This window comes from Nocardioides humi, assembly GCF_006494775.1.
Classification (GTDB): Bacteria; Actinomycetota; Actinomycetes; order Propionibacteriales; family Nocardioidaceae; genus Nocardioides; species Nocardioides humi.
Window position 1 is genome coordinate 3,075,649 of sequence record NZ_CP041146.1, and the last position, 15,471, is coordinate 3,091,119.

7 protein-coding genes are annotated in these 15,471 nt (G+C 65.2%); all 7 read left to right on the forward strand.

What is annotated here, in order from left to right; genetic code table 11:
- Positions 1–238: 238 nt before the first annotated feature.
- Genes drmD through FIV44_RS15160 form a run of 7 tightly spaced genes read left to right on the forward strand, consistent with a single transcriptional unit; the run spans position 239 to position 15,465 of the window.
- The gene (gene drmD / locus FIV44_RS30545) at positions 239–3,394 is read left to right on the forward strand and encodes a DISARM system SNF2-like helicase DrmD (RefSeq protein WP_181411192.1); all 3,156 of its coding nucleotides are present in this window, start codon (positions 239–241) and stop codon (positions 3,392–3,394) included.
- The gene (locus FIV44_RS15135) at positions 3,391–7,434 is read left to right on the forward strand and encodes an Eco57I restriction-modification methylase domain-containing protein (RefSeq protein ID WP_141005153.1); all 4,044 of its coding nucleotides are present in this window, start codon (positions 3,391–3,393) and stop codon (positions 7,432–7,434) included. Before drmD ends, FIV44_RS15135 begins: the two co-directional genes overlap by 4 nt.
- Positions 7,431–11,084, forward strand: a complete 3,654-nt coding sequence (gene drmA / locus FIV44_RS15140; RefSeq protein WP_141005154.1) for a DISARM system helicase DrmA — start codon at positions 7,431–7,433, stop codon at positions 11,082–11,084. The genes FIV44_RS15135 and drmA overlap by 4 nt, the downstream gene beginning before the upstream one ends.
- On the forward strand, positions 11,081–13,162 hold the full coding sequence (drmB, locus tag FIV44_RS15145; protein ID WP_141005155.1) for a DUF1998 domain-containing protein: 2,082 nt from the start codon (positions 11,081–11,083) through the stop codon (positions 13,160–13,162). Before drmA ends, drmB begins: the two co-directional genes overlap by 4 nt.
- A gap of 3 nt (positions 13,163–13,165) precedes the next feature.
- A complete protein-coding gene (gene drmC / locus FIV44_RS15150) occupies positions 13,166–13,870 on the forward strand; it encodes a DISARM system phospholipase D-like protein DrmC (RefSeq protein WP_219996462.1) in 705 nt (234 codons plus the stop codon).
- Between the two features lie 45 nt (positions 13,871–13,915).
- On the forward strand, positions 13,916–15,046 hold the full coding sequence (locus FIV44_RS15155; protein WP_181411193.1) for a DNA cytosine methyltransferase: 1,131 nt from the start codon (positions 13,916–13,918) through the stop codon (positions 15,044–15,046).
- Complete coding sequence (locus FIV44_RS15160) at positions 15,046–15,465, forward strand: very short patch repair endonuclease (RefSeq protein ID WP_219996463.1); 420 nt, start codon at positions 15,046–15,048, stop codon at positions 15,463–15,465. Before FIV44_RS15155 ends, FIV44_RS15160 begins: the two co-directional genes overlap by 1 nt.
- Positions 15,466–15,471 lie beyond the last annotated feature (6 nt).

Sequence of the window (15,471 nt, forward strand, 5' to 3'; positions counted from 1 at the left end):
CCGAGGATCGCCTCCCGGAAGGGAGCAGGGCGCACGAGGCCAGGAAACAGCTGGGAGCCCGTCTCGAGCTGCCACGTCGAAGGGGACTGCTCGCGAGCGCCGCGTGTATTGCACTCCGCCCCCGACGAGCACTTTGGGGCATGGCTTCAGGGCTGGGGTGTGGTGCGGGCTCCCCTTTGCTCGATCCCGTCCAAATCGTCGGGCGTCGTCACTAAGGTCTACTGATGTGACAGAAGTTGTGATTCCGCGCGCCGCCGCCCTGCCCGAAGTCGGACAGATCGTGACCGTGCGTGGAGCCAACTGGGCGGTCGTCGACGTGCAGCAGCAGGGCCTTGGGCGCAGCACTGCGGACGACGCCTCCGCGCAGCTGCAGCACGCTGTCACCCTTCAGTCGGTCCAAGAGGACCGGCTTGGACACGAGCTTCGAGTGGTGTGGGAGCTCGAGCAGGGGCGGAGCGCGTCGGCACATCGCGGCCTGCCCGATGAGCTCGACCCTGAGAAGTTCGACGACCCCAACAGGCTCGCCGCATTCATCGATGCCCTGCGTTGGGGTGCGATCACCAGCGCTGACGATGGCACCGTCCAAGCCCCGTTCCGCAGTGGCGCCAACGTCGAGCCCTACCAGCTCACCCCACTCAAGCGAGCCCTGGCCAGCCCCCGCGCCAACCTGCTGCTCGCCGACGATGTCGGCCTCGGGAAAACGATCGAGGCGGGTCTGGTGATCCAGGAGCTCCTCCTGCGGCACCGCGCGCGCACCGTGATTGTGGTGTGTCCTGCCGGCTTGGTCTTCAAGTGGCAGGACGAGATGCAGGAGAAGTTCGGCCTCGACTTCACAGTCGTCAACTCGGACACGATGAAGGAGGTACGCCGATCCCACGGAGTGCACGCGAACCCGTTCACTCTCTTCCCACGGATCATCGTCTCGATGGCCTGGTTGCCGGGACAGCGTGCCCAGCGTCAGCTGCGCGACGCGTTCGCCGGCAGTATCCATCGATTCGCCTTCGACATCCTCGTCGTCGACGAGGCACACCACATTGCGCCGAGCAGTCCCGTGCGCACTGACAAGGTGGGACAAGAGCGTCGTGGCTACGCGGTTGACTCGCAGCGCACTCGGGCCGTTCGCGAGATCGCCGAGCGCTCCGAACACCGCCTCTTCCTCAGCGCTACGCCGCACAACGGTTATACAGAGTCCTTCACGGCGCTGCTCGAGATGATCGATCCGCAGCGTTTCGTCCGTGGCAACAAGATCGACCCGGCTGCCCTTGAAGAGGTCGCAGTACGCCGCCTCAAACTAGACCTCAAGGAGGCGAAGGGCTTCGTCGACCGCAAGGTCAGCCAGCTGCCCTACACCCCGTCCGCCGATGAGTCGACGGCCTACGACCGACTGCTCGCCTTCACCCAGCGTCGCGACAAGGCGGTCGCGGCGGACGGCGGAAGCCGGTCAGCCCGTGACATGGCGACGCTGCTGTTGAAGAAGCGTTTCTTCTCGTCACCGGTGGCGTTCGCCCGCACCGTCGATGTCTACCGCGACACCCGGACCAGAGGACTGGATGTCGACTTCGACCTCGACTACGACGAGATCTTCGGCCCGGACGCGGACGAGCTAGAGGAGGGCAAGACCGACCAGCCTGAGCTAGAGGCCCTCCGCGAAGCAAAGAGCTCGTTGCCGCCGCTCACGGACGCCGACGTCGAGGACCTCGACTGGCTCAGCGACTGGGGTCACCGCTTTGAAGGCCGACCCGACTCCCGGCTCGAAGCATTGCTCTCCTACATCGAGGGCACCCTTCGTTCGCATGGCGACTGGAACAACGAGCGCCTGGTGGTCTTCACGGAGTACGTCGACACCCTCCGCTGGATCCGTGACATCCTCCGCCAACAGGGCTTCGAAGACGAGCGCATCGAGATCATCGAAGGCAGCACAGATGCTGAGACCCGTGAACTCATCCGCGCTCGATTCAACGAGAGACCGGCCAAGACCCCCGTCCGGATCCTGCTGGCGACCGACGCAGCAGGGGAGGGGATCGACCTCCAGAACCACTGCCACCGACTCGTCAACTTCGACATTCCGTTCAACCCAAACCGCCTCGAGCAGCGGATCGGCCGCGTAGACAGGTATGGGCAGACCAACGCCCCTGACATTCGCCACTTCGCGCCGGTCATGGGAGGGGAATCGGCTCTCAGCAAGGACGTGGATCTGCTCGCGCGAGTGGCACTCAAGATCGACCAGATCATGCGAGACCTGGGTTCGGCGAACGAGATCATCGCCCCCGATCTGCAGCGCCAGTTCGGCGGCGACGTGATCAAGAGCCGCCGAGCCCAGGCGGAGAAGGACCCGATCGCCGGCATGATGAGCGGCGAGAAGGTGCTCAACGCCGAGTTGGCCCGCCTGGAGCAGAACCTCTCTGAGAGTCGTGAGCGGCTTCACCTGCGCCCTGAGAACCTTCAGCGCGTTGTCGAGACGGCGTTCGAGCTCAACCACCTCCCGCCTCTCGAGCTGGTCGGTTCCGAAGACAGCGACGTGCCCGTGTTCCAGCTGCCGAACCTCGACAACTCCTGGGAGCAGGTCACACGAGGCCTCTACACACGGCTCGATCAGAACAAGCCGCGGCCGATCGCGTTCGATCCCAAGGTGCTGACCGAGGACCCGAACGTCGTCTACATGCACCTGGGATCGCCGCTTCTCCAGCGGGCCACGAGAAGGCTCCGCTCAGCGCTGTGGGGCGGGGACCGCTCATTGGAGCGGGTTGCCGCCACGGTCGTGCCCGGGCTCGAGGAGTCGTACGCCGTCGCGGTGACTCGACTCGTTCTGGTCGGTCGCGCCGGCCTGCGCCTCCATGAGGAGGTGTTCCTAGCAGGCACGCGGCTCGCCCGCCGGCAAGCGGTGGGCGAACAGCGTGCGGAGCTGCTCTTGGAGTCGGCACTCGACCGCGCAGCTCTCAAGACTGTTCCGGCGCAGATCGCGGCGCAGATTGCGGCCGCCTGGAACACCGCTGGAGACCACGGACTCCGTGCCCGCGTCCAGCAGGCGGTTGAGGACCGCGCCCAGCGGCGCCGGAGGGATGTCGAAGGCCACCTCGCCGAACGCAAGGAAACAGACCGGTCCCGAGTGAACGAGATCTTCGACCGGTTCGCGCAGACCCTGCGCGACGCGCTCAGTGAGGCAGAAGCGCTGGAAGGCGACCCCCAGCTCGGCCTCTTCGACGACGAGCGTCGCCAGAGTGAACGCGACCTTCGAGAGATCCGGCGCCGCATCGACGCGCTGGACGAGGAACGGGAGCGCGAACTCGCTGCCGTCGAGGCCCGCTTCGACGACATCCGCACCTGGGAGTTCCCCGCAGCAGTGATCTTCGCCCTCGCACCGCGCGACTTGGGGAACGGATTGGCGATTCGATGAGGAAGCGCACGAGCAAGAGCTCCGACGTCCACAGTGACTGGCTCGCCCAGGTCGACGTCGACGGGCCGTTCCTCGCGTACCCCGTGGTCAAGGACATGTGGCCGAGCGGGGTGGATCGCCTTGGCGACACCGACGACCGCCTGGTCATGTTCAAGCAGGCCTACGCCCAGTGGCAGCGGTCCTTCGACCGGTACGTCGAGCAACCCAAGACTCCGGAGTCGAAGAGCACCTATGACTCGGTACGCCGGGCCTGGATCGACGTGGTCCTCGACGACATCGCTGAGTGGGACGGGTTGCGCACCGACTCGGATGTGACCGTTCGATCGCCTGGCGAACAGATCACGGTGACAGCGACTGGCGCGCTCCAGGGCCAGGACGGTGACCCCGCGGCACTACTCCTGATCTGCGAGCCGACGTCCGGGCTGCGCGACGCCGGCCTCGACGGATGGGCGGCCAATGACATCGACCGACTCGCGATGTTGCTGCGAAAGGCAGAGGTCGAGGTCGGCATCGTCACCGATGGCCAGTGGTGGGCGTTGGTCTGGGCGAAGGAAGGCAAGCCGACCGGTTCGGGCATGGTGAACGCGTTGACGTGGGCCGAGGAGCCCCTGCTGCGCGACGCCTTCTTCACTTTGATCAACCAGCGGCGCTTCCGCGCCTCCGACGCCGAACAGCGTCTGACCCGACTGTTCGAGCGGAGCGAGCTCGAGGCGGAGGAGATCACCGAGGCTCTGGGAACCCAGGTCCGCCGCTCCGTAGAACTGCTGGTCCAGGCTTTCTCAGAGTCTCGGCTCGAGGCGGCCAAGGTCGGTGATCCTGATCCGCTCACCGAGAAGCCCGACGACATCTATCAAGCCGCCGTCACGGTGATGATGCGGATCGTGTTCCTGCTCTTCGCCGAGGAACGCGACATGCTTCCGACCGAGCAGCTCTATTGGGACTCGTACGCCATCAGAGACCTCCTCGACGACCTCCGCGCCCAGGCAGCGGGAGGAGAGGAGCACCTCGACGAGACTTATGACGCATGGCACAGGCTGCTCGCCGTCAGCCAGGCGCTCCACGGCGGAGTCAACTACGACGAGATGCGGATGCCTGCGTACGGCGGATCGTTGCTCGACCCGGAGCGCTTCCCGTGGCTCCACGCCACCGATAGTCGGGGCCTCCGCCTCAAGGTCTCCGACCGCGTCATGCTCCACGTGCTGGAGTCGGTGCAGACAGTGGTCGCCGAGGGCGAGCGGCGCCGGATCTCGTTCCGCGAGATCGACGTCGAGCAGATCGGCTATATCTACGAAGGACTCCTCGGCTACTCCTGCGCCGAGGTGACCGACGACATCGTCCTCGGCCTCGTCGGCAAGGACGGCTTAGAGCCCGAGGTACCCCTGGGGATCCTCGACGAGCTGTACGACGCATGCGGGGGTGATGCTCGACACTTCGGCGATCGCTTGAAGGCATGGATCGAGAGCAATCAGCCTTCTTTGAAGGGAAAGACGAAGTCTCCGCTGGCGTTTGCCAAGCTGGTGGACCAGGCTCCGACAGGTGAAGCGCGTGCGGAACTGGTGCGCCTGCTCGCCCCTGCGGCAGCCGGCAATTCAGATTTGTTGGCGGCGCTCCTCCGATGGGGGACGTTGATTCGACGCGACCTCAGAAACATTCCGCTGGTATTCCCCGTGGGTGGTCTCCTTGTGGTCGAGACACCCTCGCGGAAGAACGCTGGGGCCCATTACACGCCCCGCTCGCTCGCCGAGGACGTCGTCCGACACTCGCTCGAACCGCTCGTGTATGAGCCTGGCCCACTTCAGTCCAACAACGAGGACGAATGGCGTCTGAACTCTGCCGCCGCGATCCTCGACCTCAAGGTGGCTGACATCGCTGCCGGCTCCGGCGCGTTCCTCGTAGCCGCAGCCCGGTACCTGTCGGAACGTCTCGTCGAGGCGTGGATCGCCGAGGGCATGCTCGACCAAGGCTCGTCCGCTGGTGCCGAGGAGCTCCGCAACGATGCACTGCGGGAAGTGATCGCCCGTTGTCTCTACGGTGCCGACATCAACCCGATGGCAGTCGAGATGTGCAAGCTCTCGCTGTGGCTGGTTTCAATGGACAAGACCAAGCCGTTCTCGTTTGTGGACGACAAGGTCTTCTGCGGCAACGCTCTGCTCGGGCTCACACGCCTCGATCAACTTCGCTATCTGCACATGTACCCGAGCCCTGCAGATATGGACCGGCAGATCTTCGTGGATCTTGATGACAAGATCGCAACCGCCACCCGACTCCGTCGCGAGATAGCCAACCCAGTCGACGAACAAGATCCGATGCGGTCCACGCGAGGAAAGCTGCGTCTCCTGGCACAGGAAAGGACCGTGACGGACGACCTGCGCCTAGTCGCTGACGGTGTCATTGCTGCCGCAATGCCGCTTGGTGGCAAGCGAGGGCGCCCACTTGACGACGCCTACAAGACGCTCGCTTGGCAACTCCAGCGAGCCTTCCCGAAAGACGGGTCGGATGGCGACCTGACGGGGCTTCACGAGCGTCTCGAAGGCGGCCTCACGCCTAGCGTTGAGACCGACTTCGACCGCTGGCAGCCGTTGCACTGGGTCATCGAAGCGCCGGAGGTGATGATCGATCGCGGAGGGTTTGATGCCGTGATCGGAAATCCACCATTTCTCGCCCCGGGAAGAATCAGCGACGCGATGGGCGTCGAACTGCGAACATTCTTAGTCAACGACGTTGCGGACGGGCAGGCAGGTTCCGTCGACGTCTGTGTCTACTTTATGAGACGCGCAGCTGGTCTAGTTCGTCGAAGCGGCATGGTGTCACTCATCTTGACCAACTCGGTAGCGCAAGGCGACGCCCGCGAAGTCGGATTCGATGAGTTGCTCAAGCAAGGGTGGGATGTCTTTCGTGCGGTGCGCAGCATGCAGTGGCCGACCCGATCGGCTGATGTGTCCTGTGCGTTGGTCTGGTTGTCCGCGCAGGAGCCCAAACGTGATGTGCTTCGAGTTTCGGACGGGATTGCCGTCCGCAAGATCGGTTCCACGCTCGAGCCCGCGCTCCGGACGAACGGGAAGCCCTTGCGGCTTGCAGAAAACCGTGCGATCGCATTCAAGGGCCACAACGTTTATGGTCAAGGTTTCATCATTTCCGAGGATGAAGCCGACGCGTTGGTGGATGCGGACCAGAACTCCGTCGAGGTTATTTTTCCTTTTCCGGACGGAAGAAACGATCTCAATACATCGCCGACGCAGAGAGCTACTAAGCGCACCATCAATTTTCGCCGATGGTCTTTGGCGCAGGCGCAGCGATACCCGGGTCCCTACCGGTGGGTCGAGGAGCGAGTCAAGCCTGAACGCGCGTCAAATGCACGCGCGAGCAGACGTGAACGGTGGTGGCAATATGGCGATTATGCGGGCGGGCTTGAGGAAGCGATCGCGGATCTTGAGCGTGTCGCCGTCTATGTAGTAGTCAGCAAAGTTGTCATGGCGTCCTTCGTCGACGCGCGACAGGTCTTCAACCACAACTTGTGCGTCATCGCGTCAGATGACCGTGCGACTTGGGCAGTCTTGAGTTCTTCGGTTCATCAGAACTGGGCGATCGCCAACGGAGGCTCCGTCGAAGCGCGTGTGGCGTACAACCCAAGCGACGTGTTCGAGACCTTCCCGCGGCCCCAGCTAACTGATGAACTGAAGCTGATCGGGTTGACGCTGGACGAGGAGCGCCGCGAGCTCATGGTGCGACGGGAGCTTGGCCTAACGGCCGTGTACAACCTAATGAACGACGGCGGCATCCAAGGCGATAAGGACGTGGACCGCTTGCGGGAAATCCACGTCGAGATCGACAGGGCAACGATGATCGCGTATGGCTGGGACGATGTCGCACTCGATCATGGGTTTCACACCTACCGCGGGATGGAGCGGTGGACTGTGTCGCCGGCTGCCCGCGTGGAGATTCTCGATCGCCTCCTCGAACTGAACCACGAGCGCGCCAGAGCTGAGGGACAGAATGTCCCGAACTCGGGCTCAGCTGGACAGGACACACTCTTCACATGACTGTCAGCGCATCCACCACCGTTCGCGTCGACCTGGTGGCGTTGATCGAGCAGGAGTTGTTTGGTCCGCGTAGCGGGCCCGAAGAGGAGATCAAGGGGACGCCGCGCGCGGCGTACATGGTGGGCGCCCTGGCGCCGGTCACAGTCGACCCCGCGCTCGAGGTCACGGTCGCTGACGAGGACGGCGGCGACCCGGCAGAGACCGGGCTGGCTGTTGCAGATCTTGATCCGATCACCAACGGGCAGTCGGGCGTCCCGGTTCCCACGGATGAGGACCCCGCCGAAGAGGACGAGGAGCGGGATGATGGAGCGAAGGGCGCGCTGACGCATCCGTCCTCCATGGGGCTGCGATTCCAGGTTCCACGCGACTGCGGCGTCCTCGGGGTCACCGCTTCGTGGGGACGATACGAGTCCTTTCGTCAGGAGAACGAGGACGGTCGCAAGGTCCAGCTCTGCCGTCGCATCCCGTTTGAGCGCACGGCCGAGATTGACGTCCGGGACCGCACGGAGCACGTTGTTCTTCCGCCCATCACGCTGGACGCGGACGTGACCCTTCGGGTCGAGCTCTACCCGCGCGACGACCGCACGATCGTCGAGCTGGCGCTCTCGAACGACCGTACGACAGCCATGGATGCTCCACCGGGTGATTGGCTCTTCCAGACGAAGCTGAAGGCCGAGGCGAACAGCGGCGAAGCGGTGTTCCTGCCAACCCGGGACGTGCTCGCGGATGGCTATGACGAACTCGACCCGGAGCGTCAACGGCTGGATCTGCAATACCGGCATCGGCTCGAGTTCGCGATCGGGCGTACGGCGTCGGTGACGTGGGCCGAAGGCTTCGACGCCGAGGGCGACTCGCTGCGGCGTGCTACCTCGGTCGAGACGACCTGGCTCCCGACGGCTGACGTTGCTCAGACTGTCGCCGGCAGTGCGGGTGAGGCCGAGACAGCGATGCGAGTGCTCATGGACCTCGAGCCGAACGGTGTCGACGACGCCTTCATGCCGCTCGTCGACGGCTACCGCGAGTGGCTCGACCAGCAGGTCGAGCTGGCCGCTCGCCTGCCGAGCCATCTGCAGGAGACCGCGGACGAGGCGATCGCGGAGGCGGGACTCGTGGTGTCTCGTCTCGAAGCCGGGCTCGACCTCCTCAAGGCGAATCCGCAGGCGTTCCATGCGTTCAAGTTCATGAACCGGACGATGCGCGACCAGCGGATGCGTTCCCAGGTCGCCGCCAAGCGCTCGGAGCGAGCGACCTTGTCGATCGAGGACGCTGTCGCCGAGGTGGAGAAGGTCGGCGACGCCGCCGCGTCGTGGCGTCCGTTCCAGCTGGCCTTCATCCTGTTGCAGTTGCCGGCGCTCACCGATCCGGGCGACGGCTTCCGCAGCGGTCCGGCAGCGAACGTCGAGTTGCTGTTCTTCCCCACCGGTGGTGGCAAGACCGAGGCATACCTTGGACTCGCGGCCTTCACCTTCGCGATCCGCCGCCTCCAAGGTGTCGTCGAGACCGACGACGGACCACTGGACGGTGGGGACGGCGTCGCGGTCCTCATGCGGTACACGCTGCGGCTGCTCACCTCCCAGCAGTTCCAGCGTGCCTCTGCGCTCGTCTGCGCAGCGGAGCTGATGCGTCAGGCCGATCCGACGACCTGGGGGGAGCGCCCGTTCAGCATCGGCCTGTGGGTCGGCTCAGCGGTCAGCCCTAAGCGCTATACCGACGCGAAGCAACAGGTCGAGACCGCTCGGCAGGACACCGGCAAGACGCACGGGCTGACGGTGCTCCAACTTCAGCGTTGCCCGTGGTGCGGATCCAAGATCGACCCGAAGCGCGACCTGCACACCGTCGGAGCCACCGAGCGGATCGAGGTTCGTTGTGGGGACCGCAAGGGTCATTGCCCGTTCTCGCTCGACGGTGACGCCGGGCCTCTGCCGATCACGACAGTCGACGACGAGCTCTACCGAAACCCGCCCACATTCCTCCTCGCAACCGTGGACAAGTTCGCTCGACTCGCCCGTGAGGGTGAAGCAGCCAGCCTCTTCGGCTACGTCTCTGAACGCTGCCCCCGCCACGGGTACCGGCACCCGGACTCGCGCGGAGGCTGCACGGGCAAGTCCCACAACCAGAAGAGCGAGGGTGGCAGGACGTACCCACCTGTCCAGGTCGCGAAGGTCGGCCGCCTGCGGCCGCCGGACCTGATCATCCAGGACGAGTTGCACCTGATCACGGGTGCGCTCGGCACGGCCGTCGGCGTCTTCGAGAACGCCGTCGACGTGCTCTCCTCCTACGAGCGCAACGGTACGACTGTCCGTCCCCTCGTGGTTGCGTCCACCGCGACAGTGCGGAACGCCCTCAACCAGGTCACCGCGCTCTACGGACGGGGAGTCGCGGTCTTCCCACCCCAGGTGCTCGACGTGCGCGACACCTTCTTCTCCAAGGAGAAGAAGGTGTCGGAGGAGGATCCGGGGCGCAAGTATCTCGGTGTCTGCGCCCACGGCATCCGGCTGACGCTGGCCGAGATCCGTATGTCCGAGGTGCTTCTCCTTGCTGGCCAGAAGCTTCTCGATGAACACGGCGACGCGGCGGACCCGTACATGACGACGGTCGGCTACTTCTCCGCGACCCGCGAACTAGCAGGTATGCGGCGCTACCTCGACGACGACGTCACCACCCGCGTCGCCGGCAACACCGAGCCGTTCCCCCGCCGTACAACAGACTGGACCCGGCTGTCGATCGGTGAGCTCACCGCCCGGATCTCGGCAGAGGAGATCGCCAAGACGCTCGACCACCTCGCGGTGCCCTTCGGTGACCGCTGGTCCACTCGTGGCAAGGCGGCCTACGGCAAGGCATACCAAGCGGCGATCGAGGCCAAGCAGACACCACCGAAGTCTCCGCCGCGCCCCTACGACGTCGTACTTGCGACATCGATGCTGCAAGTCGGAGTCGACGTTCCACGGCTTGGCCTGATGCTGGTCGTGGGCCAACCGAAGAACACCGCCGAATACATCCAGGCGTCCTCTCGCGTCGGCCGCGACACCCGCAAACCTGGCCTCGTGGTGTCCTTGGCGAACTGGTCGCGCCCTCGCGACATGTCCCACTTCGAGTCGTTCCGGCACTACCACGAGACGTTCTACGCCCAGGTCGAAGCTCTGAGCGTCACGCCGTTCTCGGACACCGCCATGGAGCGGGGATTGATGGGCATGCTGGTCAGCGCGATACGGGTTGTGGACGAAGGCCAGCCTGCGTCGCTGTCGCCGGCGGATGGTGCCGGTGAGGTCCTCAGCAAGCTTCCTGCAGCCCAGAAGCTCATCGAGAGGTTGATCGCACGCGCAGCGCCCGCGGCACCTGATTCCCAGACGCTCGATCGGATGCGCCAGAAGCTGCTCCAACGCGTTGACCGGTGGTACGACAAGGCCAAGGAGTACGGCGGCGCGCTCGTCTACGAGCGTCCACGGAAGGGCCATGTCGAGTGGCCGCTGCTGATCAGCCCAGAGACGACCGTGCCGACACCGGCCGATCGGGTGTTCGTCGTCGCCAACTCCATGCGGGAGGTGCAGCCGGAGTTCAACCTCTTGGTCAGCCCGGCCCCAGCCAATCTCGCGTTCAAAGAGCCGGCCACAGCTCCAGAATGGGACTTCCCGAAGGGAGATGACGCATGAGCGAGACATCTCTTGACGCCGGCGCCGCCGATCAGGGTCTCGCGCCCGTGACGATCGGTCTCGCCGAACTTGATCCCATCGCCGACGTCGAGGCCAAGGTCACCAAGAACCGAAGCAAGGTCGGTTCAGTCCGGCCATCGGCCCTGCTCTACACCTCGGGTGTCGGAGCCACTGTCGATCTGCCCCACCTGTCCGTGATGCCACATGGCCTGGACGCCTGGCAGCGCTATTACGATCGCCGAGCCGGCGGCGCGGACGTCATCGTCGAGCCTCGCCTCCTCGATCTGGTCCAGGCATACCTCGGCGACCAGGTCACCCAGCTGCGCAAGGCACCCTGGGCGCCCGAAGCGCCGGGCGGGTTCGGTGACGAGGCGATCGACCTCGGGATCCCGGCGCGCATCTTCCCGCAATGGCTTCGCTGCACCGGGTGCAACCTGCTCGCGCCGGTGAGCTACCCGATCTTCGAGTTCAAGAATGTTCTCAAGTACCGACCCGACCAGGCGACGTTCGTCCACAAGGACTGCAAGGGCTGGAGCCCCGGTACAGGCAAAGCGAAGACAAGGAAGGGGCGTGAGCAGGGCGCAGTGCCCGCGCGCTACCTGATCGCTTGCATCAACGGGCACCTCGACGAGTTCCCGTACGCCGCCTGGGTCCACCGTGGTGGCTCCTGCCCGAACGCCAAGGTCCCGCAACTCCGGATGCGCGAGTGGAAGAGCAACCTCGGCCCGGATGTTCAGATCATCTGTCTGTCTTGCGATGCTCGGCGCGGGATGCTGGAGGCCACCGGACCGAAGGCAGCCGACAAGTTGCCTCAGTGTCGCGGCCGGCATCCACATCTCGACGCGTTCTACCAGTGCGACCAGCCGGGCAAGCTGATGATGCTGGGTGCGGCCAACCAGTGGTTCGCGTCCACGGTCGGTCTTCTCGCGCTTCCGCGCGAGGAGGTGGCGACCGTGGCCGATCTGCTCCCAGTTCTCCAATCGCTTTCACCCGAGGTCCTCGCCGCGGCAACCGCGAAGGACGCGCTCGCTGGATTCCGCGGATGGGCTGGCAGCCTCACGCAGAGCGACCTGTTCGGGAACGCCACCGACGACGTCCTGTGGGAAGCGATTCAGGCTCTCAAGGGCGCTGGTGCCCCGCCTCCAACGGCCGCCGTGAGCACTGACCCGACCGACATCTTGATTCCCGAGTGGTTGGTACTCACCGATGAGGAGAAGTACACGAAGCACTCGGGTGCAGCGGACTTCCGGGCAGTCCGCAGGAATGCCCCTACGACCCTGAAGCCGATCGTCCGGGAGGTCGTTGCGGTCGAGAAGCTGAAGAAGGTCAATGCGTTCCTCGGCTTCACTCGCATCGATGCCCTCGACCGCATCGACGACAGCAAGAGCCGCGTCGCGCCCCTGAGCCGCGACGGCCGACCGACATGGGTCCCAGCCACCGAGGACCGTGGCGAGGGGTTCTTCCTGCAGTTCGACGAGGAGGCAGTCGCCGCCTGGGAGGCGAGGATCCTCGAGCTCGACGTCTGGGAGACCTACCGGCGTGCCCACGAGCTCAACTTCAAGCGACGGACCAGCAAGACGGCAGACAGCATCGATCCCGACAGCCGATTCCCCGCGCCACGGTACTGGGCCCTCCACACTCTGTCCCACCTGCTCATCCGCGAGGCGGCTATGTCGAGTGGCTACGGCTCGGCCAGTCTCACCGAGCGCATCTATGCATGGCGCGAGGACGGCGACCGGCCACCTGCGGCGGGACTGCTCATCACCACAACCGCGTCCGACAGTGAAGGAACCCTGGGCGGACTGGTCGATTTGTCGAGGCCCGAGCGGCTTGGCCCCCTCGTTCAGGATGCCGTCCGGCGGGGAGCGCGGTGCTCCAGTGACCCGGTCTGCTCCCACCGTCGCCCCCGAGGCAAGGAGGATTTCCTCCACGGCGCGGCATGCCACTTCTGTCTGTTCGTCAGTGAGACCAGCTGCGAGCGGACCAACCGCTTCCTCGACCGGCGCATGCTCCTCGACCTCCTGGTCGATCCAGACATCGCGACACCCGCGCTGCTGCGGCCGAGCATCGGAGCCTGAGCCATGTCGCCCGTCGCCCGGCTGGGCGAGTTGCTGGCGCCCGCCGAGGCGGGAGCCATCGCAGCCGCCCTCCGCCAACAAGGCCTCCCGCACCTCGCGGCTCAACGTGCCTTCGCGGTCAACCGAGGCGAGGTCAAGTCGCTGCTCGTGGCACTGGTTAAGGAAGCCGGGGCTGCCGAAATAGCAGCCGCTGTCCTCGACGGGATCGCCGCGGTTCCCCGGAGACCAGGTCCTGAGCCTGTGTGGACCGTCCCGACTGTGCCGGGACTGGGTGGTCGAACGACGCTCGCCGTCGCGGACCTGATCAACAGGGCGACAGCGACCGTGTACGCGGCGACTTATTCAGCCGGTGCCGGATCGGACTATGTCCAGGCATTGGCGCACGCCATCGATCGCGGGGTCGCCGTCACCGTCATCGTCGACCGCGGTATGCAGGAGAAGAATGGCGGAGTGGTTCCCAAGGCGCTTGCCGGCGCGAGGGTATGGGCGTACACGCCCGAGTCGGCGGGGGAGTACGTACCTCTTCAGCATGCGAAGCTCGTCGTGGTGGACCGAACCGCCGCGCTCGTCACCAGCGCCAACTTCTCCAATGCGGCAGCCAAACTCAACCTCGAGTGCGGACTGCTCAGCCACGACGTGGACGTCGCTGAGAACCTCGTGCAACAGCTGGAGACGCTGTATGACCACGGTGCGCTCGTTGACTACTGACGACCCGCCTGTCGACGGGTTTGACCCATGCTCGAGGATGTAGGCGTGCGTTCAGTGGGCCTCTTCGCCGGCATCGGCGGCTTCGAGCTCGGCCTGCAGCGTGCTGGCATCGATACCGAGATGCTCTGCGAGTACTGGGAACCCGCATCGGCTGTCCTGAAAAAGCGATTCGACACTGAGGTCGTAGGCGACATCTGCGAGCTCCGATCGATTCCGAAGGTCGACGTCGTGACAGCCGGCTTTCCCTGCACTGACCTGAGCCAGGTGGGCCGAACAGCAGGGATCGACGGATCGGAGTCCGGACTCGTGCGAGAGGCATTCCGGCTCATCGAGGGTGCTCCGCCGACCTGGGTGGTGCTCGAGAACGTCCCGAACATGTTGAACCTGTGGGGCGGGACGGCGATGACATTCATCGCCGACTGGTTCGAGGAGCGGGGCTGGAACTGGGCGTACCGAACAGTCGACTCGCAGCACTTCGGCCTCCGGCAGCGACGGCGACGAGTCTTCCTCGTCGCGTCGAAGTCTGAAGACCCCAGAGGTGTGCTGTTCGCCGACGAGGCCGGATCGCCACTCCAACGTGCCGGCCACTCGGCCTATGGCTTCTACTGGACCGAGGGCAATCGAGGGCTCGGCTGGGGTGACGGCGTCACGCCGACCCTGAAGGGGGGATCAAAGCTCGGGATCGCCTCACCCCCCGCTGTGTGGCGGGTCGGGGGGGAGGTCGGACAAGCCATTGCACGTCCGAGCATTCGCTCAGGTGAACGCCTTCAGGGCTTCCGCGCCGGCTGGACCGATCTCGGCGCCAGGGACGGCGTTCGATGGAAGATGGTGGGCAACGCTGTCTCAGTGCCGGTTGCGGCCTGGATCGGGCGAGGGATCGTCGACCCTCGACCGCTCGTCGACCTGCCTCGGCGTCAGTTGGACGTCGGGCGACGCTGGCCAAGCGCCGCGAGTTCAGCCGGCGGAGTCCGGGAGGAGTGGGCACTCTCCGAACGCCCGTTTGCCGCCCGGCCCCGGCAGACGCTCGGGGCCGTCCTCGACGAGTACGGGGCGGAACCTCTCAGCCTCAACGCGACCCGGGGCTTCACGAGCCGGTTGGTGGCGAGCAACCTGCGCCGGCGCCCGGACTTCGTCGAGGAGCTCCGCGCACACATCGAGCACATGTCGACGGCCTGATGCCCGAACCGCTCGACGATGTCGTACGCCGCCGGATGGAAAGTCAGGCGAGGCGCGACACCTCGGTTGAGCTCGAGATCAGGCGACGGCTTCACGCGTTCGGATACCGCTATCGGGTCGACTTCCGACTCGAGCCGTCGCTGCGTTGCCGCGGTGACATCGTCTTCACGCGGCGGAAGGTCGTCGTGTTCGTCGACGGGTGCTTCTGGCACGGCTGTCCGGATCACGCAACAGCGCCGAGGAACAACGCAGAGTGGTGGCGTGAGAAGCTCGCGGCCAATGTCGCACGGGACGAGCGGAACCGTCGGGCATTGGAAGCACTTGGTTGGGCGGTCATCCGCGTCTGGGAACACGAGGATCCCGACTCAGCCATCTCGCGGATCATCGATGTCCTCGGAGCTGCTCCGACAGGCGGCTGATGGCTC

Excerpts from the sequence above, each read along its gene's own strand:
- drmA (WP_141005154.1), top strand. The coding sequence starts at position 7,431 with ATGACTGTCAGCGCATCCACCACCGTTCGCGTCGACCTGGTGGCGTTG.
- FIV44_RS15160 (WP_219996463.1), top strand. The coding sequence starts at position 15,046 with ATGCCCGAACCGCTCGACGATGTCGTACGCCGCCGGATGGAAAGTCAG.
- drmC (WP_219996462.1), top strand. The coding sequence starts at position 13,166 with ATGTCGCCCGTCGCCCGGCTGGGCGAGTTGCTGGCGCCCGCCGAGGCG.
- FIV44_RS15135 (WP_141005153.1), top strand. The coding sequence starts at position 3,391 with ATGAGGAAGCGCACGAGCAAGAGCTCCGACGTCCACAGTGACTGGCTC.
- drmB (WP_141005155.1), top strand. The coding sequence starts at position 11,081 with ATGAGCGAGACATCTCTTGACGCCGGCGCCGCCGATCAGGGTCTCGCG.